This is a genomic window from Oerskovia merdavium (assembly GCF_014836755.1).
GTDB classification, from domain to species: domain Bacteria; phylum Actinomycetota; class Actinomycetes; order Actinomycetales; family Cellulomonadaceae; genus Oerskovia; species Oerskovia merdavium.
In genome coordinates this window covers 133,187-154,352 of sequence record NZ_JACSQF010000006.1, presented here as the reverse complement: position 1 = coordinate 154,352, position 21,166 = coordinate 133,187, and the positions used below count along the sequence as shown (strand labels likewise).

The following is a 21,166-nucleotide window of genomic DNA, read 5'->3' as shown; positions in this document are numbered from 1 at the left end:
GCGCCGACGATGCGGTCGCACTGTGACGAACGACGCCTGCCCACCCCGTGAGAAGCGCCGGGGCGCGCCCCGGTCGGGCGGTAGGGTGAAAGGGTCAGATTTCCTTTAAGGCCCGTCCAGTGAGGCGGGGAAGGGGGTCACCAGAATGAGTTCTGGGCCTGCCGTACCATCTTCCGTTCCACCCGTCACCCCCGAGGATCCCTCGGCCGGTGTGACCACCGTTCTCGGTGAGACCGAGATCGCGCGGGCGCTGACCCGCATCGCCCACGAGATCGTCGAGCGCAACAAGGGCGCGCACGACGTGGTCCTCCTGGGCATCCCCACCCGGGGCGTCCCCCTGGCCGTGCGTCTCGCCGAGCGCCTCGCGACGATCGAGCCGGGCCTCGACATCGCGAGCATCGTGGGCGAGCTCGACGTGACCATGTACCGCGACGACCTCCACAAGCACCCGGTGCGCACCATCGGCGCCACCCACCTGCCCGCGTCGGGGATCGACGGCAAGGTCGTCGTGCTCGTCGACGACGTGCTGTTCTCCGGTCGCACCATCCGTGCGGCGCTCGACGCGATCAGCGACATCGGGCGGCCCCGCGCCGTCCAGCTCGCGGCGCTGGTCGACCGCGGGCACCGCGAGCTGCCGATCCGCCCCGACTACGTGGGCAAGAACCTGCCCACGTCGCTCTCCGAGCGGGTGAGCGTGCGCCTCGTCGAGACCGACGGGCCCGTCGGTGAGGACGCCGCCACGAGCGCGCCCACGACCGACGCGGTCCTCATCAGCCAGCGGCCCACCACGTCCAGCGAGGGCACCCGATGAAGCACCTGCTGTCCACCGCGGACCTCTCGCGCGCCGACGCGATCCGCATCCTCGACACGGCCGCCCAGATGGCCGCGACGCAGTCGCGCGAGATCAAGAAGCTCCCGACGCTGCGCGGCCGCACGGTCGTCAACCTGTTCTTCGAGGACTCCACGCGCACCCGGATCTCGTTCGAGACCGCGGCCAAGCGCCTGTCGGCCGACGTCATCAACTTCTCGGCCAAGGGGTCGAGCGTCTCCAAGGGCGAGTCGCTCAAGGACACGGCCCTGACCCTGCAGGCCATGGGTGCCGACGCGGTCGTGATCCGCCACCAGGCCTCGGGCGCCCCGCACACGCTCGCGCACGCGGGCTGGGTCGACTCGGCGGTCGTCAACGCGGGCGACGGGATGCACCAGCACCCCACGCAGGCGCTGCTCGACGCGTTCACCATGCGCCGCCACCTGGTGGGGCGCGGCGCCGCGGGCGCCTCGATCACCGGCGACCCGACCGGCCAGGACCTCGCAGGTCTGCGGATCGCGATCGTCGGCGACGTGCTGCACTCGCGCGTGGCCCGTTCCAACGTCCACCTGCTGCACACGCTCGGCGCGAAGGTCACCCTGGTGTCCCCGCCCACGCTCGTGCCCGTGGGCGTCGAGACCTGGCCGTGCGACGTCTCCTACCACCTCGACGAGGTGCTCGCGGAGACCGCCCCGGACGCCGTGATGATGCTCCGTGTCCAGCGCGAGCGCATGAGCGGCTCGGGAGCGGGCGGGGGAGCGTTCTTCCCCAACCCGCTCGAGTACACGCGCAACTTCGGGCTCGACGGGCGCCGCCTGGCGCTCCTGCCCGATCACACCATCGTCATGCACCCCGGCCCCATGAACCGCGGCCTGGAGATCTCGGCGGAGGCAGCCGACTCACCGCGCGCGGTGATCGTCGAGCAGGTCGCCAACGGGGTCGCGGTGCGCATGGCCGTCCTCTACCTGCTCCTCGCGGGCGACGCTTCCACGGAAAGGGCTGGACTCGAATGAGCGAGCAGACCACGAACCCCACCTACGTCCTGCAGGGCGTGGCGCCCCTCGGCGCCGACCCGGTCGACCTGGTCCTGGCCGGCGGCGTCATCACCGAGGTCCGCGCGGCGAACAGCCCCGTCGCGGACGGCGAGACCGTCGTCGACGGGACCGGCCTGGTCGCCCTGCCCGGCCTCGTCGACCTGCACACGCACCTGCGCGAGCCGGGCCGCGAGGACGCTGAGACCATCGTCTCGGGCACGCGCGCCGCGGCGGTGGGCGGCTTCACGGCCGTGCACGCCATGGCCAACACGACCCCGGTCGCGGACACCGCGGGCGTCGTCGAGCAGGTGTGGCGCATCGGGCGCGACGCGGGCTGGGTCGACGTTCACCCGGTCGGCGCGGTCAGCGTGGGCCTCGAGGGCCACCACCTCGCCGAGATCGGCGCCATGGCCGACTCGGCCGCCCGCGTGCGGGTCTTCTCGGACGACGGCAAGTGCGTCTGGGACCCCATCCTCATGCGCCGCGCCCTGGAGTACGTCAAGGCGTTCGACGGCGTCGTGGCCCAGCACGCGCAGGAGCCGCGCCTCACGGAGGGCGCCCAGATGAACGAGGGCGTCGTGTCGGCCGAGCTCGGTCTCGCGGGCTGGCCCGCGGTCGCCGAGGAGGCGATCATCGCCCGCGACGTGCTGCTGGCCGAGCACGTGGGCTCGCGCCTGCACGTGTGCCACCTGTCCACGGCGGGCTCGGTCGAGATCATCCGCTGGGCCAAGGGCCGCGGCATCGACGTGACGGCCGAGGTCACCCCGCACCACCTCATCCTCACGGACGAGCTCGCGCGCGACTACGACCCGACGTTCAAGGTCAACCCGCCGCTGCGGACCGCCGCGGACGTCGAGGCCGTGCGCCAGGGCCTGGCCGACGGGACGATCGACATCGTCGCGACCGACCACGCCCCGCACACGCGTGAGGACAAGGACTGCGAGTGGGCCGCGGCGGCGTTCGGCATGACGGGCCTCGAGACAGCCCTGAGCGTCGTGCAGGAGACCATGGTCGACTCGGGCCGCATGTCCTGGGCTGACGTGGCGCGCGTCCTGTCGTCCGCGCCCGCGCGCATCGGCCGCATCGACGAGGGCCCGACGGCGCAGGGTCGCCCTCTCGAGGTCGGCGAGCCCGCCAACGTGGTCCTGGTCGACCCGGCCGCCCGGCGCGTGGTCGACGGCTCGGCGCAGGCCACCGCGAGCACCAACACGCCCTTCCAGGGATACGAGCTGCCGGGACGGGTCGTCGCGACCTTCCTGCGCGGGCGTGCGACGGTCCTGGCCGGCGCTCCCGTCGAGCAGGTCGCGGAGGTGCGCGCGTGAACCTCCCCCTTCCCGTCGCGGTCGGCATCTGGGTCGTCATCGGCCTCGTGCTGCTCACGGTCGTCTTCGTGGGCCTCAAGCGACTGACGACCCGCACGGCCCAGACCGTCCCCGCCCCGCCGGCCGTCCCCGAGGGCGACCTGGGCGAGGTCCTGGCCGGCCCCGTGACCGCGGTCTACGTGTCCAGCACGCTCGCGGGGGACTGGCTCGCCCGCGTCGGGGCGCACCGCCTCGGCTTCCGGTCGAACGCGACCGTGAGGGTGCACCGCACCGGGGTCCTGGTCGCACGCCAGGGCGCCCCCGACCTCTTCCTGGCCGCGAGCGCCCTCGAAGCCGTCTCGCTGGCCCCCGGGATGGCGGGCAAGTACGTCGGCAAGGACGGCCTGGTCGTGCTGACCTGGACCGTCCCGGCCGCCGGCGGCGCGCCCGCCACCCGCTTGGATACTGGACTGCGGACCCAGCAGACCGCCGACCGTGCCACCCTCCTGAACGCAGTCCGCGAGCTTCTTCCCGCCGCCGACAGCGCACCGAACGACGACTCGAAGGAGCCGCAGCAGTGAGCATCTCGACCCCCAGCACGGACGCCCAGGCCGACGACCGGACCGCGGTCCTGGTCCTCGAGGACGGCACGACCCTGACGGGCCTGGCCTACGGGGCCCGCGGCACGACGTTCGGCGAGATCGTCTTCAACACCGGCATGACCGGCTACCAGGAGACGCTGACCGACCCGTCCTACCACCGCCAGATCGTCGTCATGACGGCCCCCCACATCGGGAACACGGGAGTCAACGACGAGGACGCCGAGTCGACCCGCATCTGGGTCAGCGGCTACGTGGTGCGCGACCCCGCGCGCCGTGCCTCGAACTGGCGCGCGACGCGCTCGCTCGACGAGGACCTCGCGGCGCAGGGCGTCGTGGGCATCAGCTCGATCGACACGCGTGCGCTCACGCGCCACCTGCGCGAGCTCGGCACCATGCGTGCGGGCATCTTCTCGGGCGAGGACCTGCGTCGCGGCGGCCACCCGCGTCCCACGGAGGAGCTCGTCGAGCTCGTCCGCTCGGCCCCGGCCATGACGGGCGCAGACCTGGCCCGCGAGGTCAGCACGCCCGAGGCGTACGTCGTCGAGCCCTCGGGCGAGCACGCCGGTCAGGAGCCGGTCGCGACGGTCGTCGCGGTCGACCTGGGCATCAAGGCCATGACTCCCCAGCGCCTCGCCGAGCGCGGCGTGCGGGTGCACGTCGTGCCGAGCACGACCACGATCGACCAGATCGTCGCGCTCGCGCCCGACGGCGTGTTCTTCTCGAACGGCCCGGGCGACCCGGGCGCGGCGACGACCGAGGTCGAGCTGCTGCGCGCGGTCCTCGACCGCGGCATCCCGTACTTCGGCATCTGCTTCGGCAACCAGATCCTGGGCCGCGCGCTCGGCTACGGCACCTACAAGCTGGGCTACGGCCACCGCGGCATCAACCAGCCCGTGCTCGACCGCACCACGGGCAAGGTCGAGGTCACGGCGCACAACCACGGCTTCGCCGTCGACGCCCCGCGCGACGGGGAGTCGGTCGCCCCGCACGACGGCGGGCGCTACGGCCGCGTCGTCGTCTCGCACATCGGTCTCAACGACCAGGTCGTCGAGGGGCTCGCGTGCCTCGACCGCCCGGCCTTCTCGGTGCAGTACCACCCCGAGGCCGCCGCGGGCCCGCACGACGCCGCCTACCTCTTCGACCGCTTCCTCGACCTGATGCGCGACTCCGCAGGGGCCTCCGGCTCCGCGACGAACGCCGCCCCGGTCACCCCGTCCTCCGAAAGTGAGATCTGAGCCGTGCCTCGCAGAACTGACATCTCCAGCGTCCTGGTGATCGGCTCCGGGCCGATCGTCATCGGCCAGGCGTGCGAGTTCGACTACTCGGGCACGCAGGCCTGCCGCGTCCTGAAGGAGGAGGGCCTGCGGGTCATCCTCGTCAACTCGAACCCCGCCACGATCATGACGGACCCCGAGTTCGCCGACGCGACCTACGTCGAGCCCATCACGACCGAGGTCCTGACGACCATCATCGCCAAGGAGCGCCCCGACGCGCTCCTCGCGACCCTCGGCGGCCAGACGGCCCTCAACGCCGCGATCGCGCTCGACGAGGCCGGCGTCCTCGCGCAGTACGACGTCGAGCTCATCGGGGCGAACATCGCCGCGATCGAGAAGGGCGAGGACCGCCAGCAGTTCAAGGAGGTCGTCGAGAAGTGCGGCGGCGAGAGCGCCCGCTCGGAGATCATCCACACGATCGACGAGGCCATCGCGGCCGCCGACTCGCTCGGCTACCCCATGGTCGTGCGCCCGTCCTTCACCATGGGCGGGCTCGGCTCGGGCATCGCCTACGACGAGCAGGACCTGCGCCGCATCGTGGGCCAGGGCCTGCACTACTCGCCCACGACCGAGGTGCTCCTCGAGGAGTCGATCCTCGGCTGGAAGGAGTACGAGCTCGAGCTCATGCGCGACACCGCGGACAACGTGGTCGTCGTGTGCTCGATCGAGAACGTGGACCCGGTCGGCGTGCACACGGGCGACTCGGTCACGGTCGCCCCGGCGCTGACGCTCACGGACCGCGAGTTCCAGAAGCTGCGCGACATCGGCATCGCGGTCATCCGCGAGGTCGGCGTCGACACGGGTGGCTGCAACATCCAGTACGCGGTGCACCCCGACACGGGCCGCATCATCGTCATCGAGATGAACCCGCGCGTCTCGCGCTCCTCGGCGCTGGCGTCCAAGGCCACGGGCTTCCCGATCGCGAAGATCGCCGCGAAGCTCGCGGTGGGCTACACGCTCGACGAGATCCCCAACGACATCACGCAGGTCACGCCCGCGTCGTTCGAGCCCACGCTCGACTACGTCGTGGTCAAGGTCCCGCGCTTCGCGTTCGAGAAGTTCCCGGCCGCGGACCCGACGCTCTCGACCACCATGAAGTCGGTCGGCGAGGCCATGGCCATGGGCCGCAACTTCACCGAGGCGCTCGGCAAGGCCATGCGCTCGATCGACAAGGCCGGCTCGGTCTTCCACTGGGACGGCGAGCCCGTCTCGGGCGAGGCGCTCGACGAGCTCCTGGTGGAGATCGCGCGCCCGACCGAGGGCCGCCTGGTCGCGACCCAGCAGGCGCTGCGCGCCGGCGCGAGCCTCGAGCAGGTCTTCGAGGCCACCAAGATCGACCCGTGGTTCCTGGACCAGATCCAGCTCGTCAACGAGGTCGCCGAGTCGGTCGCCTCGGCCGACGCGCTCACGCGCGACGTGCTGCTCGAGGCCAAGCGCCACGGCCTGTCGGACCCGCAGATCGCGAAGCTGCGCGGCATGGGAGCGGCAGGGGAGTCGACAGTCCGCGAGGTCCGCTACGCGCTCGACGTGCGCCCGGTCTACAAGACGGTCGACACGTGCGCGGCCGAGTTCGCGGCCAAGACGCCGTACCACTACTCGTCGTACGACCTCGAGTCCGAGGTCGCCCCGCGCGAGCGTCCCGCGGTCCTCATCCTGGGCTCGGGCCCCAACCGCATCGGTCAGGGCATCGAGTTCGACTACTCGTGCGTGCACGCGACCCTCGCGCTCAAGGACGAGTACGAGACCGTCATGGTCAACTGCAACCCGGAGACCGTCTCGACGGACTACGACACCTCGGACCGCCTGTACTTCGAGCCGCTCACGTTCGAGGACGTCCTGGAGGTCTACCAGGCCGAGCTCGCGGCCGGCCCGGTCGCGGGCATCATCGTCCAGCTCGGCGGCCAGACCCCGCTGAGCCTCGCGCAGCGCCTGGCCGACGCGGGCCTGCCGATCCTGGGCACCTCGCCCGAGGCGATCGACGCAGCGGAGGACCGCGGTGTGTTCGGCCGCGTCCTGGCCGAGGCGGGCCTGCCGGCCCCGGCGTTCGGCACGGCGACGTCCCTGGCCGAGGCCCAGGAGATCGCCGAGGGCATCGGCTACCCGGTGCTCGTGCGTCCCTCCTACGTGCTCGGCGGGCGCGGCATGGAGATCGTCTACTCGGCCGAGCAGCTCACGGGCTACGTCGAGCGTGCGCTGCACGCCGCGGCCACGGACGACCGCACGACGACGGGCTCGCTGCCCGCGCCGCTGCTCATCGACCGCTTCCTCGACGACGCGATGGAGATCGACGTCGACGCGCTCTACGACGGCACCGAGATGTACCTCGGCGGCGTCATGGAGCACATCGAGGAGGCCGGCATCCACTCGGGCGACTCGGCCTGCGTGCTGCCCCCCGTCTCGCTGAGCGAGGCCGAGATCGAGCGCATCCGTCGCTCGACCGAGGCCATCGCCAAGGGCGTGGGCGTGCGCGGCCTGCTCAACGTGCAGTACGCGCTGGTCTCGGACGTCCTGTACGTCCTGGAGGCCAACCCGCGCGCCTCGCGCACGGTCCCGTTCGTCTCCAAGGCCACGGGCGTGTCCCTGGCCAAGGCCGCGGCCCGCGTCATGGTGGGCGAGACCATCGCGGACCTGCGCGCGAGCGGCGTCCTGCCCGCCGAGGGCGACGGCGGCACGCTCGACCTCGACGCCCCCATCGCGGTCAAGGAGGCCGTGCTGCCGTTCAAGCGGTTCCGCACGACCGACGGCATCGTGGTCGACACGGTCCTGGGCCCGGAGATGCGCTCGACGGGCGAGGTCATGGGCTTCGACCGCGACTTCCCGCGTGCGTTCGCCAAGTCCCAGGCGGCGGCGTTCGGCGGCCTGCCGACCAAGGGCTCGGTCTTCGTGTCGGTCGCCGACCGCGACAAGCGCTCGATCGTCTTCCCGATCAAGCGCCTCACGGAGCTGGGCTTCGAGATCCTCGCGACCCAGGGCACCGCGGGCGTCCTGCGCCGCAACGGCATCCCGGCCACGATCGTGCGCAAGTTCTCCTCGGGCCGCGGCGCGGACGGTGAGCCGACGATCGTCGACCTCATCACCGAGGGCAAGGTCGACATGGTCATCAACACGCCGTCGGGCCAGGGCGCGCGCGCCGACGGCTACGAGATCCGCGCTGCCACGACCGCCGCGGACAAGCCGATCGTCACGACGACCCAGCAGCTCGCTGCAGCGGTCCAGGGCATCGAGGCCGTGCTCGCGGGTCCGTTCGACGTGTGGAGCCTGCAGGAGCACATGGCGGCCACGGCCGAGCGTCACGCAGCGGCGGACGCGTGAGCGCCGCGGTGACCGGGGCGCGCCGGCCCTTCGGGGAGCGGCTCGCCGCGGCCATGGACTCCCACGGGCCGCTGTGCGTGGGTATCGACCCGCACCCGGGTCTGCTCGCGGCGTGGGGCCTGCCCGACGACGCCACGGGAGTCCGTGAGTTCGGCCTGCGGGTCGTGGAGGCCCTGGGCGGGCACGTCGCCGCGCTCAAGCCGCAGTCGGCGCTGTTCGAGCGCCACGGCTCGCGCGGGGTCGCGGCTCTCGAGGAGGTCCTGGCCGCCGCGGCGGCCGCGGGGCCCTCCGGGACGCTGACGATCGTCGATGCCAAGCGTGGCGACATCGGGTCGACCATGGCGGGATACGCGGACGCCTACCTGCGCGACGGCTCGCCGCTCGCGGGCGACGCCCTGACCGTCTCGCCGTACCTCGGGTTCGGCTCGCTGACCCCTGCGGTGGAGGCCGCGCTCGAGTCGGGGCGCGGGCTGTTCGTGCTGTGCCTGACGTCCAACCCGGAGGGCGCGCAGGTCCAGCACGCCCGCACGGGGGCCGGGGCCGACGTCCGCTCGGTCGCCGCGCGCATCGCGGCGGAGGCCGCGGCTCTCAACGAGGGCGCCGACCCGCTCGGGTCGATCGGCCTGGTCGTGGGCGCGACCATCGGTGACGCGGCTCGCAACACCGGGGTGGACCTGCCTGCCGTCAACGGTCCGCTGCTGGCTCCTGGCGTCGGGGCACAGGGTGCGGGGGCTACCGAGCTTGCCGCGGTGTTCGGCGACGCCCGCCGCCAGGTGCTCGCGTCGTCCTCGCGCGGCGTGCTCGCGGCAGGGCCCGACGCTGCCTCGCTCCTCGAGGCCGCCCGAGCCGCTTCACGCGAGGCAGCCGAGGCGCTGCGCGGCTGAATGCCTGCGGCACGCTCGCGCACGTCCGAGGGGGCGCCCATCGATCCCGGTGGGCGCCCCCTCGGGCGTGCTGCGGCACGTGACGTGCCGTGCGGCAGCTCTTGACGCCACCTGAAAGACTCGCCCCATGACTTCCTCTCTCGCTGCAGACGCCCGGACGGACGACCCCGGGGCCCTCGACATCCCCGGGACCTGGAACGCCCGCGACGTGGGCGGGCGCGCCGTGCCCGTCGGCGCCACCGAGCCGTTGCGGACCGGGGTGCTGCTGCGCACCGCCGGCCTGTCCCGCCTGACCCCCGAGGGCGTCGCGGCTCTCGAGGCCCTCGGGGTGACCGTCGACCTGGACCTGCGTGGTGAGGACGAGGTCGAGCGCGACGGGCAGGACGTCGTCCCGGCGACCACGCGCGTGGTTCCTCGACGGATGGACCCGGGCGCCGGCGTCGGGCACGCGTTGCGCGGCTCGGACGCAGGGCCTGGTGGCGCGGACGGCGCGACCGCCGGCGAGGAGCGCTCGGCCGACACCGCGGCCATGATCGCCCAGCTGATCGGGTCGAAGGACCCGCAGGCGCTGGCCCGCGCCATGATGCACGGCGTCTATGCGACGTTCGTCACGGACCCGGGGATCCGCCGGACCGTGGGTGAGGCTCTCCAGGACGTCGCGGACGCGGACGGGGCGGTCGTCGTGCACTGCTCGGCGGGCAAGGACCGTACCGGGTGGATCGTCGCGCTCGTCCAGTACGTCTGCGGCGTGAGCGACGAGGACCGACTCGCCGAGTACCTCGCGAGCGGGGCCGCGGTCGACGGGATCGCGGCCGTGATCCCCCCGATCCCCGGGCTGGACAAGGAGGCCCTGACGCCCCTGCTGGGCGTCGAGCCGGAGTACCTCCTGGGCGCCTGGGAGCTGGCCGAGAAGGAGTTCGGGAGCATCGACGGGTACCTCGAGGCGTGCGGCGTCGGGCCTGCGACCAGGGAGAAGATCGTCAGGAAGTTCGCTGCTCAGGGCGTGTGAGCGTTGCCTGACCTGCCAGGTGTGACTAGTTTCGAAGGTGTCGAGGTCGCCACCGGGGCTCGTGATCCGGTGGGTGGCCCCGGTGCACGTGTGGGCCCATCCGTCTGAGGACAAGTAGGTGACTTGCGTGGCACTACCATCCCTGACCCCCGAGCAGCGCGCGGCCAATCTCGAGAAGGCGGCCGAGGCGCGCCGAGCGCGCGCCGAGGTCAAGAACCGGTTGAAGTACTCCCAGGGCTCCCTCGCTGAGGTGATCGAGCAGGGGCGCACCGACGACGTGATCGGCAAGCTGCGCGTCGTCGCGCTGCTGGAGTCGCTCCCCGGCGTAGGTAAGGTGAAGGCCCGGGCGATCATGGAAGAGATCGGGATCGCCGAGACGCGTCGCGTCCGCGGGCTGGGACCTCACCAGTCCGCGGCGCTCATCGAGAGGTTTGGCTGACATTTCCGCTTCACCCGCTGCGCCGGTTGCCTCGTCACCCGCCGCACCACAGCACCCTGCCCGCCTGACCGTCCTGGCGGGCCCGACCGCCGTCGGGAAGGGGACCGTGTCCGCGGACATCCGCGCCCGCTACCCGCAGGTGTGGCTCTCCGTGTCCGCGACGACCCGCGAGGCGCGCCCGGGCGAGGTGGACGGCGTCCACTACCACTTCATCTCGGCCGAGGAGTTCGACCGCCTGGTCGCCGAGGGCGAGATGCTCGAGTGGGCCGTGGTGCACGGGCGCAACCGGTACGGCACCCCGCGTCGCCCGGTCGAGGAGAAGCTGGCGGCGGGCGTTCCCGCCCTGCTGGAGATCGACCTCCAGGGCGCGCGCCAGGTCCGTGCCTCCATGCCGGAGGCACGGTTCGTGTTCCTGGCCCCGCCCAGCTGGGAGGAGCTCGAGCGGCGCCTCGTGGGCCGTGGCACGGAGGGACCCGAGGAGCGCGAGCGCCGCCTGGCGACCGCACGCGTCGAGCTGGCCGCAGAGCCCGAGTTCGACGTCGTGATCGTCAACGACGAGGTGCACCGGGCGACCGACGCGCTCGTCGAGGCCATGGGCCTGACGCCCGTCGCCTGACGCGACCCGCGACCACGCCCGGCCCTGCCCCGGCAGGCAGGGCGATCGGTCCCTCGGGAGGATTTGTGCCTGCCCAGTAGACTGGTCGTCAGGCGCGTGCGTGCTGAGCGCGCGCAACCTCGTGATCGACCCGCTGTACAAGGTCCGCACGTCGTACCTGAACCATCCATCCTGCACCGGCCCTGACAGACCGTCGCAGGTCCCCCTGACTCACGGAGTGAGACTGTGTCCGGAACCATCGCCGCCCCCGAGGGCATCACCGACCCGCCCATCGACAAGCTGCTGGAGCGCGCCGACTCCAAGTACGCGCTCGTGATCTACGCCGCCAAGCGTGCGCGCCAGATCAACGCGTACTACTCCCAGCTCAACGAGGGCCTGCTGGAGAACGTGGGCCCGCTCGTCGAGACCCGCAACCAGGAGAAGCCGCTGTCGATCGCGATGCGCGAGATCAACCAGGGCCTGCTCACCATCGAGACCGTGGACGTCCCGGCTCCCTGATCGTCGACCGCCTCCGGGCGGACGGACGTTCTGTGCGAGGCGTGGGCGCGAGGGAGGGCTCGTACCGATGAGGATCCTGCTGGGTGTCAGCGGGGGAGTGGCGGCCTACAAGGCCGTCCTCCTGCTGCGTCTCCTGCGTGAGCAGGGTCACCGGGTACGAGTCGTCCCCACCGCCTCCGCCCTGCGCTTCGTCGGCGCGCCCACGTTCGAGGCGCTGTCGGGCGAGAAGGTCAGCACCGAGGTGTTCGACGACGTCCCGCAGGTCGCGCACGTCGCGCTCGGCCAGGGCGCGGACCTGGTGATCGTCGCCCCCGCCACGGCGGACCTCCTCGCGCGCGCGGCCGCGGGCCGTGCCGACGACCTCCTCACCTCGACCCTCCTGACCGTGCACTGCCCCGTGGTCATGGCTCCGGCCATGCACACCGAGATGTGGCAGCACCCGGCGACCGTGGCCAACGTCGCGACCCTGCGCTCACGCGGCGTCCACGTGATCGAGCCGGCCAGCGGCCGGCTCACGGGCAAGGACACGGGTCCCGGGCGCCTGCCCGAGCCCGAGGACATCGCCCGCGTCGCGCTCGAGGTCGCCGGTCGGGCGGGCACCGGCGGGGCTCCGCAGGACCTGGCCGGGCTGCGCGTGGTGGTCTCGGCGGGCGGAACGCGCGAACCGATCGACCCGGTGCGCTTCATCGGGAACCTCTCGAGCGGACGCCAGGGGATCGCGCTCGCGCGCGTGGCCCAGGACCGTGGAGCGGACGTAACCCTCGTCGGGGCGAACCTGACCGAGCCGCTCGACGGGATCGCGGACGTCGTGCGCGTGGGGTCCACGGCCGAGCTGCGTGACGCCGTCCGCGCGGTCGCGCCTGACGCCGACGTGGTGGTCATGACCGCCGCGGTCGCGGACTTCCGTCCGGCCCGGACCCCGGGGGCCAAGATCAAGAAGGTGCCGGGCCAGGGGCCCGCGCCCATCGAGCTCGTCGAGAACCCGGACATCCTGGCCGAGCTGGCACGCGAACGCCTGCGCCCCGGGCAGGTCGTGGTCGGGTTCGCCGCCGAGACTGGCGACGACACCGGCGACGTCCTGCACCACGGCCGCGCCAAGGCGCGCCGCAAGGGTGCCGACCTGCTGGTGATCAACCCCGTCGGTGGCGGGCGAGGGTTCGGTACGGACACCAACGAGGTCACGATCGTCGACGCGCAGGGCGAGACCGTCGCCCAGGCCGCCGGGTCCAAGCGCGAGGTCGCGGACGCGGTGTGGGACGCGGTCCTCAAGCTCTCGCCGCCGCTCGCCGCGACCACGGACTGAGATCTCCTTCACGTCTCAGTGGTCGGATGCCGCGTATCACCTAGCGGGACAGTACGCTGGATCCCATGAGTTCTGACGACCTGCGCCTGTTCACGTCCGAGTCCGTGACGGAAGGCCACCCGGACAAGGTCTGTGACCAGATCTCCGACGCGATCCTCGATGCGCTCCTCGAGCAGGACCCCACCTCGCGCGTCGCGGTCGAGACCATGGTCACCACGGGCCTGGTCCACGTCGCGGGGGAGGTGACGACCAACGCGTACGTCGAGATCCCGCAGATCATCCGCGACGTCGTCAAGGGCATCGGGTACACGTCCTCCGCGATCGGCTTCGACGGCGACTCGTGCGGCGTGTCGGTCTCGATCGGCCAGCAGTCCCCGGACATCGCGCAGGGCGTCGACAAGAGCCTGGAGGAGCGAGACGACTCCTCGGGCCCGAGCATCTCGCGTGACCCGCTCGACGCCCAGGGCGCCGGCGACCAGGGCCTGATGTTCGGCTACGCGAGCGACGAGACCCCCACGCTCCTGCCCCTGCCGATCTTCCTCGCGCACCGCCTGGCCGAGCGCCTCGCGCTGGTCCGCAAGGACGGGTCGCTGCCGGGCCTGCGCCCCGACGGCAAGACGCAGGTGACGATCGGCTACGACGGGGACCGTGCCGTCCGCCTCGACACCGTGGTGCTCTCGACCCAGCACGACGAGGACGTGCTGCAGGAGACGCTGCGCGCCCAGGTCGCCGAGCTCGTCGTGGCCCCGGTCGTCGCCGGGCTGGACCTGGACGTCGCGGACTTCCGCCTGCTCGTGAACCCGACCGGCAAGTTCGTCATCGGCGGCCCCCAGGGCGATGCCGGGCTGACCGGCCGCAAGATCATCGTCGACACGTACGGCGGCATGGCCCGTCACGGTGGCGGCGCCTTCTCGGGCAAGGACCCGTCGAAGGTCGACCGTTCGGCCGCGTACGCCACGCGCTGGGTCGCCAAGAACGTCGTCGCGGCGGGGCTCGCGCGCCGCTGCGAGGTCCAGGTCGCGTACGCGATCGGCAAGGCGCACCCCGTGGGCCTGTACGTCGAGACGTTCGGCACCGAGACGGTCCCGGTCGAGCGCATCCGTGCCGCGATCGACGAGGTCTTCGACCTGCGCCCGGCCGCGATCATCGCGGACCTGGACCTTCTTCGTCCCATCTACTCGCAGACCGCTGCGTACGGTCACTTCGGTCGCGAGCTGCCCGACTTCACGTGGGAGCGCACGGACCGCGTCGCCGCGCTCCAGGCTGCCGTCTGAGCCGGGGCGCACCGGCTTCCCCGGTGTGGGTGGCGCGTGCTGAGATAGGGCGATGACCAGCCAGGACACCGCCGAGGACGCAGGGGAGCAGCTCACGCTGCTCCCCGCTCCCGAGGCGGCCCCGCGCGCCCGGCGCGCGGGCAAGGCCGCACGCCCGGTGGGCGCGCTGGAGATCGCGGGCGACCAGCCGGTCGCCCGCGTGGTCCTGGACCTGTCGCCGCACCACCTGGACCGCACGTTCGACTACCTGGTGCCCGCCTCGATGGCCGCGGACGCTCGGCCGGGGGTCCGGGTCAAGGCGCGGTTCGGCCCGCAGGAGGTCGACGGATTCGTCTTGGCCCGTGCGGACCGCAGCGACCACGACGGTCGTCTCGTACCGCTCAAGCGCCTCGTCTCACCCGAGCAGGTGCTCACCCCGCAGGTCGCGCAGCTGTGCCGCACGGTCGCCGACCACTACGCGGGCACGCTCTCGGACGTGCTGCGCCTCGCGATCCCGCCGCGTCACGCGCGGGCGGAAGCGGCGCCGTCGGGCAGCGAGCAGCCGACCGCGGACGCCCCGGTGGACCCGGGCACTGGTGACGAGGGCGCCGCGAGCGCCGCGGCAACCGGTGCTCCGACGGGTCGCGCGGGCTCCGCTTCCACGGTGGCACCGCCTGCCCCCGCGGCACCGGTGCCCTCCGGCCCGGCGCGTCCCTCGGAGTGGGCCCCCTACCGCGGCGGGGCCGCGTTCCTGAGCCACCTGGTCGGCGGGTCGGGCCCGCGCGCGGTCTGGACGGCGCTGCCGGGCCGCGTGGCCGACGGCGTGCCCGTCCCCCGTGATCGTCCGGCGGGCGGTCGCGGCGCCGGCGAGGAGGACCCGGCGCAGGCCGTCCAGCACTGGGCCCTGGCCCTGGCCGAGGCCGTGCGCGCGACCGTGACGGGCGGGCGCGGGGCGCTCGTCGTGCTGCCCGACGCGCGGGACGTCGACCAGATGTCGCGGGCGCTCGAGCTCGCCGGCTACACGGCCCGCACGGCTCGCCAGGACGGGCAGTTCGTCCGGCTGACCGCGGACGAGGGGCCCTCACCCCGGTACCGCAGCTTCCTCGCGGCGCTGCGCGGCGAGGTCCCGATCGTGATCGGCACGCGAGCCGCGGCGTTCGCGCCCGTGCAGGACCTGGGGCTGGTGGTGTGCTGGAACGACGGTGAGGAGACGCTCGCCGAGCCGCGCTCGCCGTACCCGCACGCCCGCGAGGTCCTCGCGCTGCGCAGCGAGCTGGAGGGGGCCGCGTTCCTGCTCGGTTCGGTCAGCCGCACGGTGCAGGCCCAGGCGCTGCTCGAGTCGGGCTGGGCCCGGGAGGTCGCCGCGCCGCGCGAGGTCCTGCGCGCGCGGGCCCCGCGGGTGCGGGCGCTGACGTCGGTCGAGCTCGCGTCCGAGGGCGCGGGTGCCGCGGCGCGCCTGCCGAGCGCCGCCTGGCGGGCCGTGCGGGACGCCCTGGGCACCGGGCCGGTCCTGGTCCAGGTCCCGCGTGCCGGCTACATGCCCGTCGTGGCGTGCGCCCGCTGCCGCACGGCCGCGCACTGCGGCACGTGCCACGGGCCGCTCATGCTGCCTGGTCCCGGGGCGCCGCCGCAGTGCGCGTGGTGCGGGGCCCTGGCCGGGGCGTGGTCGTGCGACGAGTGCCACTGGACAGGCCTGCGCTCGGTGCGGGTCGGGTCGGGACGTACGGCCGAGGAGCTCGGCCGTGCCTTCCCGGGCGTCGCGGTGCGCGTCTCGGGCGCGAGCGCCCCGGGCGGGGTGATCGCCGCCGTCGGGCCGCGTCCCGCCGTGGTCGTGGCGACCCCGGGCGCGGAGCCCGTGTCCGAGGGCGGCTACGCCGCCGCGCTGCTGCTCGACGCGGCGCTGAGCACCGCGCACGTGGGGCTCGCGGTCGCCCAGGACGCCCTGCACCGCTGGCTCGCGGCCGCGGGCCTGGTGCGCTCGGCCCGCGAGGGCGGGCAGGTGCTGCTCGTGGGCGACGCGGCACCGGGGCCCACCAACGCCCTGGTGCGCTGGGACCCGGCCGGGTTCGCGGACCGTGAGCTGGCCGAGCGCCGCGAGCTCGACCTGCCGCCCGCGGTGCGGGTCGCCGCCGTCACGGGGGACCGGCAGGCCGTGGACGCGGTCGTGGCCCGGGTGGGCCTCGCGGACGCCTCGACGACGCTGGGGCCCGTGGAGGTCGCCGAGGGGGCAGGGCGCCCCGCACGCGGCGGTCCTGGGCGTGATCCCTCGCTGCAGCCGCCCGTGCGCACCATCGTGCGCGTGCCGCTGCGCGAGGGCCGCAGGCTCGCGCGCGAGCTCTCGGCCTCTCTCGCGGTGCGCTCTGCCAAGCGAGAAGGTGGGAGCGTACGCGTCCAGCTCGACCCCAAGGAGATGCTGTGAACCCCACCACGTCCACGACCCCGGGCGGCGCGCCCGAGGGGAGCGCGCCCGCCCCGGCGATCGACACCGTGCTCTTCGACTTCGGCAACGTCCTGGTGACGTGGGACCCGTACGCGGCCTACGAGGGACGCATGGCCCGTGCCGACGTCGAGGCCTTCTTCGAGGCCGTCGACTTCCCCACGTTCAACGCGCGTCAGGACGCGGGCCGGTCCTGGGCCGACGCCCGCCGCGAGCTCGCGGAGCACCACCCCGAGCACGTGCAGACCCTCGACGTGTACACCGAGAACTTCGCAGCGAGCCTGGTCGGTCCGGTGCCCGGCACCGAGGAGGTGGTGCGCGAGCTGCGCACGCTCGGTGTCCGGCTGTACGGGCTGACGAACTGGTCCGCGGAGATGTTCCACGAGGCCGAGCCCGCGGCCCCGGCGGTCGGGCTCATGGAGGACGTGCTGGTCTCGGGCCGGGTGGGGCTCGTCAAGCCGGACCCGCGCATCTTCGAGGTCGCGACCGAGCGCTTCGCCCTGGACCCCGCGCGCACGCTCTTCGTCGACGACTCCGTGGCGAACGTCACGACCGCCCGTGCGCTGGGGTTCCGGACGCTGCGCTTCGAGCACGTCGAGGGGCTGCGGGCGAGGCTGCGAGAGCTCGGCGTCCAGGTCGCCGAGGCCTGACCCGCGCTCTGCCCGGTCCGGCCCGTCCGCGCCGGACCGGATCCCGCACGCCGCTCGTCCGGCCGCCCGCGGGGTCCGGACGGGGCGGCCGGCAGGGGTGCACCGCCTAGACTCGCCCCATGCGTGTGCTCTTCGCCGGAACCCCGGAAGCGGCCGTCCCGGCCCTCGATGCCCTGATCGACTCCCGGCACGAGGTGGTCGCCGTCCTGACCCGTGCCGATGCGCCCTCGGGTCGCGGCCGCAGGCTGACCCCCAGTCCCGTGCGGGTGCGGGCCGAGGCGGCCGGGATCCCGGTCATTACCGACGTGCCCCGCGGTGCGGAGTTCGTCGCCCGGCTCGAGGCCCTCGAGATCGACTGCGCGCCCGTCGTGGCGTACGGGCAGATCCTGCGCCGCGAGGTGCTCGACGTGCCCCGCTACGGGTGGGTCAACCTGCACTTCTCGGTGCTGCCAGCCTGGCGCGGCGCGGCCCCCGTGCAGCGCGCGATCATCGCGGGCGACGAGGTCACCGGCGCCACGACCTTCCTGCTCGAGGAGGGCCTGGACACCGGCCCCGTGCTGGGCACCGCGACCGAGACCATCCGCCCCCGCGACACCTCGGGCGACCTCCTGGGACGCCTCGCGACGTCGGGGGCCGGCCTGCTCGTGGCGACCCTCGACGCGATCGAGGACGGTGTGGCGTCCCCGGTCGCCCAGCCGGCCGAGGGAGTCAGCATCGCCGCGAAGCTCGTCCCGGAGGACGCGCACGTGCGCTGGGCCCACCCGGCGCTCGCGATCGACCGCCAGGTGCGCGGCTGCACGCCCGCGCCCGGCGCCTGGACCACGCTGCCCGACGGCGCCCGCCTGGGCCTGGGCCCCGTCACGCCGCGCCCCGACGTGGACGACCTGGCCCCCGGGGAGCTGCGCGCCGGCAAGCGTGACGTCCTCGTGGGCACCGGCACCCACGCGGTCGCGCTCGGCGAGGTCGCCCCCGTGGGCAAGAAGCACATGGCCGCGACCGACTGGGCCCGCGGCGCCCGCCTGGGCGACCACGTCGTCCTCGGGACCCCCGACGACACGAAGGACCACGCATGAGCGGCGAGGCACGCACCCACGGAAGCCCCCAGCGCGGCGGCGGCGGCGACCGCCGCGACGCCCAGGGCCGCGAGCGCGGCGCGGCGCGCGCCCGGGGCGCGGGCCAACGGTCCGAGTCGGCGCCCTCCCAGCGCGCCAAGGTGACCGACCCCGCGCGCAACGTCGCGTTCGACGTCCTGCAGGAGGTCGCGTCCTCCGACGCCTACGCGAACCTCGTCCTGCCGCCCCTGCTGCGCGCGCGCGGCATCCGCGGTCGCGACGCAGCCTTCGCGACCGAGCTCGCCTACGGCACCCTGCGCCTGCGGGGGCGCTACGACGCGATCATCTCCCGGTGCGTGGACCGCACCCTCGACCAGGTCGACCCGAACGTGCTCGACCTGCTGCGCCTGGGCGCCCACCAGCTCCTGGGCATGCGCGTGGCCCAGCACGCGGCCGTCTCGGAGACCGTGGGCCTGGCCCGCGCCCGCGCCGGCGCCGGCAGCGCCCAGTTCGTCAACGCGGTCCTGCGCAAGATCTCGCGCTCGACCCTCGAGGAGTGGCTCGAGGTCATCTCCGCCGACGCGCCCGACGACGTCACGCGCCTCGCGATCACCCAGTCCCACCCCGTGTGGATCGCGCGCGCGATGCGCGAGGCCCTGGTCGGCACGGGACGCTCGGCCGACGACCTGGCCGAGCTCCTCGAGGCCGACAACACCGCCCCCCGGGTGACCCTCGTGGCGCGCCCCGGCCTGGTCAGCCGCGAGCGCCTCGCGGGCGAGGTCACCCACGACGTGCGCGGGGACGCCACCACGGACCCCGGCCGCTGGGCCCCCACGGCCCTGGTGCTGTCCGGCTCGGACCCGGCCGCGATCCCTGCGGTCCGTCACGGCGCCGCAGGCGTCCAGGACGAGGGCAGCCAGCTCGTGACGCTCGCGTTCGCGGCAGTGCCCACGCTGCCCGCCGCACCCTCGACGCCCACGGCGGGCGACCGGTCCGACCGTGCGGCCAACACCGACGAGCGCTGGCTCGACCTGTGCGCGGGCCCCGGCGGCAAGGCGGCGCTCCTGGCGTCCCTCGCAGGCGAGCAGGGCGCACGCATCGTCGCGAACGAGGTCGCCCCGCACCGCGCCCGCCTGGTCGAGCAGGCGCTCGCGGCCGTGCCCGCGGACGCGGTCGAGCGCGTGCAGGTGGGCGACGGGCGCCAGGTGGGGGTCGAGGAGCCCGGCGCGTACGACCGCGTCCTGGTCGACGCCCCCTGCACAGGGCTGGGGGCGCTGCGCCGGCGCCCCGAGTCGCGCTGGCGCCGCACCCCGGGGGACATCGCGACCCTCACGACGCTGCAGCGCGAGCTGCTCGGCTCGGCCCTGGACGCCGTGCGCCCCGGCGGCGTCGTCGGGTACGTCACGTGCTCCCCGCACCTCGCGGAGACCCAGCTCGTGGTCAAGGACGTCCTGGCCGGGCGCGACGACGTCGAGGTCCTCGACGCGGCCGCGGCCGTGCGGCAGATCGCGGGGGACGACATCCCCCTCGCCGACCGCACCGACGTCCAGCTGTGGCCGCACGTCCACGGGACCGACGCGATGCACCTGACGCTGCTGCGCCGTCGGGCCTGAGCACCTGCCGTCCGCGGCCGGGTCGGGTAGCCCTCGCCACCCGGCCCGGCCGTTCCGCGTCTCCGCACAGGGTGCGGGCGCCCTCTAGGCTGGTGCCCATGTCCGCACTCATCGCCCCCAGCATCCTGTCCGCCGACTTCGCGAACCTCGAGCGCGACCTGGGCGCGATCGCGACCGCCGACTACGCGCACGTCGACGTGATGGACAACCACTTCGTGCCCAACCTGACCCTGGGGCTGCCGATCTTCGAGCGCCTGGTCCAGGTGTCCCCGGTGCCGATCGACGCGCACCTCATGATCGCCGACCCCGACCGCTGGGCCCCCGGCTACGCCGAAGCGGGCGCCGCGTCCGTCACGTTCCACGCCGAGGCCGCCACGGCCCCCGTGCGCCTGGCGCGCGAACTGCGCCGCCTGGGCTCGCGCGCGGGCCTCGCGCTGCGTCCCGCGACGTCGGTCGAGCCGTTCCTGGACCTGCTGCCCGAGTTCGACATGCTCCTGGTCATGACGGTCGAGCCCGGGTTCGGCGGTCAGTCCTTCATCGAGGGCACGCTGCCCAAGATCCGTCGCATCCGCGACGCGGTGTCCGAGGCCGGGCTCGACGTGTGGATCCAGGTCGACGGCGGCGTCTCGCGCGCCACGATCGAGCGCGCGGCCGAGGCCGGGGCCAACGTGTTCGTCGCGGGCTCCGCGGTCTACGGGGCGGAGAACATCCCTGAGGAGATCGCGGCCCTGCGGGCGCTCGCGGAGGGCCACGCGCACTGACGCCGTTCACATCGGTCCAGCCCGCGGGACGGACGGGGCCGCGTGCCTGCCGGCCGACGCCGGTGTGGCATGCTGGGTGGAGACGAGAAGCCGGGCCCGGTGCGCACCTTCGGTGGGCGGGGTCCGGGCTCGAGCGCATGAGCAGTACGCACACACGTGCTCCGGGGTCGGTGTAATTCCGAGCCGGCGGTGACAGTCCGCGACCCACGCCTCGGCGTGGTTGACCTGGTGGAACTCCAGGACCGACGGTGAAAGTCCGGATGGGAGGAAGTACGTGGCGGCGCGGGGCGGAGCCCTGTGCCGTGGTGTCGTGACGTCCG

General features: G+C 73.7%; 18 protein-coding genes and 1 riboswitch. All 18 genes read left to right on the top strand.

The annotated features are described in order from the left end of the window. Nucleotides 1-145: 145 nt before the first annotated feature. The 18 genes from pyrR to rpe all read left to right on the top strand — a co-directional run bounded on the left by pyrR (nucleotide 146) and on the right by rpe (nucleotide 20,846). Nucleotides 146-811, top strand: a complete 666-nt coding sequence (pyrR, locus tag H9641_RS07760) for a bifunctional pyr operon transcriptional regulator/uracil phosphoribosyltransferase PyrR (protein ID WP_191802521.1) — start codon at nucleotides 146-148, stop codon at nucleotides 809-811. Then, a complete protein-coding gene (locus H9641_RS07755; RefSeq protein ID WP_191802519.1) occupies nucleotides 808-1,821 on the top strand; it encodes an aspartate carbamoyltransferase catalytic subunit in 1,014 nt (337 codons plus the stop codon). Before pyrR ends, H9641_RS07755 begins: the two co-directional genes overlap by 4 nt. Next, nucleotides 1,818-3,164, top strand: coding sequence for a dihydroorotase (locus tag H9641_RS07750; RefSeq protein ID WP_191802517.1), 1,347 nt, complete (start codon nucleotides 1,818-1,820; stop codon nucleotides 3,162-3,164). The genes H9641_RS07755 and H9641_RS07750 overlap by 4 nt, the downstream gene beginning before the upstream one ends. Next, the gene (locus H9641_RS07745; RefSeq protein WP_191802515.1) at nucleotides 3,161-3,724 is read left to right on the top strand and encodes a PH-like domain-containing protein; all 564 of its coding nucleotides are present in this window, start codon (nucleotides 3,161-3,163) and stop codon (nucleotides 3,722-3,724) included. The genes H9641_RS07750 and H9641_RS07745 overlap by 4 nt, the downstream gene beginning before the upstream one ends. Then, nucleotides 3,721-4,980, top strand: coding sequence for a glutamine-hydrolyzing carbamoyl-phosphate synthase small subunit (gene carA / locus H9641_RS07740; RefSeq protein ID WP_191802513.1), 1,260 nt, complete (start codon nucleotides 3,721-3,723; stop codon nucleotides 4,978-4,980). The genes H9641_RS07745 and carA overlap by 4 nt, the downstream gene beginning before the upstream one ends. 3 nt (nucleotides 4,981-4,983) lie before the next feature. Beyond that, on the top strand, nucleotides 4,984-8,331 hold the full coding sequence (gene carB / locus H9641_RS07735; RefSeq protein ID WP_191802511.1) for a carbamoyl-phosphate synthase large subunit: 3,348 nt from the start codon (nucleotides 4,984-4,986) through the stop codon (nucleotides 8,329-8,331). Then, a complete protein-coding gene (gene pyrF, locus H9641_RS07730; protein ID WP_318244447.1) occupies nucleotides 8,328-9,215 on the top strand; it encodes an orotidine-5'-phosphate decarboxylase in 888 nt (295 codons plus the stop codon). Before carB ends, pyrF begins: the two co-directional genes overlap by 4 nt. Nucleotides 9,216-9,342: 127 nt before the next feature. Then, nucleotides 9,343-10,224 carry a tyrosine-protein phosphatase gene (locus tag H9641_RS07725; protein ID WP_191802509.1) on the top strand — a complete coding sequence of 294 codons (882 nt, stop codon included), beginning with the start codon at nucleotides 9,343-9,345 and terminating at the stop codon, nucleotides 10,222-10,224. A 127-nt stretch (nucleotides 10,225-10,351) separates the two neighbouring features. Next, the gene (mihF, locus tag H9641_RS07720; RefSeq protein ID WP_056651986.1) at nucleotides 10,352-10,663 is read left to right on the top strand and encodes an integration host factor, actinobacterial type; all 312 of its coding nucleotides are present in this window, start codon (nucleotides 10,352-10,354) and stop codon (nucleotides 10,661-10,663) included. Nucleotide 10,664: 1 nt separating this feature from the next. Then, nucleotides 10,665-11,279, top strand: coding sequence for a guanylate kinase (gene gmk / locus H9641_RS07715; protein WP_191802618.1), 615 nt, complete (start codon nucleotides 10,665-10,667; stop codon nucleotides 11,277-11,279). Between the two features lie 225 nt (nucleotides 11,280-11,504). Further along, nucleotides 11,505-11,777, top strand: a complete 273-nt coding sequence (gene rpoZ / locus H9641_RS07710) for a DNA-directed RNA polymerase subunit omega (protein WP_056651983.1) — start codon at nucleotides 11,505-11,507, stop codon at nucleotides 11,775-11,777. A gap of 67 nt (nucleotides 11,778-11,844) precedes the next feature. Next, a complete protein-coding gene (gene coaBC, locus H9641_RS07705) occupies nucleotides 11,845-13,080 on the top strand; it encodes a bifunctional phosphopantothenoylcysteine decarboxylase/phosphopantothenate--cysteine ligase CoaBC (protein ID WP_191802507.1) in 1,236 nt (411 codons plus the stop codon). Between the two features lie 65 nt (nucleotides 13,081-13,145). Next, the gene (gene metK / locus H9641_RS07700) at nucleotides 13,146-14,354 is read left to right on the top strand and encodes a methionine adenosyltransferase (protein WP_191802505.1); all 1,209 of its coding nucleotides are present in this window, start codon (nucleotides 13,146-13,148) and stop codon (nucleotides 14,352-14,354) included. A gap of 52 nt (nucleotides 14,355-14,406) precedes the next feature. Continuing rightward, complete coding sequence (locus tag H9641_RS07695; protein ID WP_191802503.1) at nucleotides 14,407-16,752, top strand: primosomal protein N'; 2,346 nt, start codon at nucleotides 14,407-14,409, stop codon at nucleotides 16,750-16,752. Next, a complete protein-coding gene (locus H9641_RS07690) occupies nucleotides 16,749-17,420 on the top strand; it encodes an HAD family hydrolase (RefSeq protein ID WP_318244446.1) in 672 nt (223 codons plus the stop codon). The genes H9641_RS07695 and H9641_RS07690 overlap by 4 nt, the downstream gene beginning before the upstream one ends. A gap of 119 nt (nucleotides 17,421-17,539) precedes the next feature. Next, a complete protein-coding gene (gene fmt / locus H9641_RS07685) occupies nucleotides 17,540-18,493 on the top strand; it encodes a methionyl-tRNA formyltransferase (protein WP_191802501.1) in 954 nt (317 codons plus the stop codon). Beyond that, nucleotides 18,490-20,085, top strand: a complete 1,596-nt coding sequence (locus H9641_RS07680) for an RsmB/NOP family class I SAM-dependent RNA methyltransferase (RefSeq protein ID WP_191802499.1) — start codon at nucleotides 18,490-18,492, stop codon at nucleotides 20,083-20,085. Before fmt ends, H9641_RS07680 begins: the two co-directional genes overlap by 4 nt. 98 nt (nucleotides 20,086-20,183) lie before the next feature. Then, complete coding sequence (gene rpe / locus H9641_RS07675) at nucleotides 20,184-20,846, top strand: ribulose-phosphate 3-epimerase (protein ID WP_191802497.1); 663 nt, start codon at nucleotides 20,184-20,186, stop codon at nucleotides 20,844-20,846. A 152-nt stretch (nucleotides 20,847-20,998) separates the two neighbouring features. After that, nucleotides 20,999-21,124: riboswitch (FMN riboswitch) on the top strand. Nucleotides 21,125-21,166: the final 42 nt, after the last annotated feature.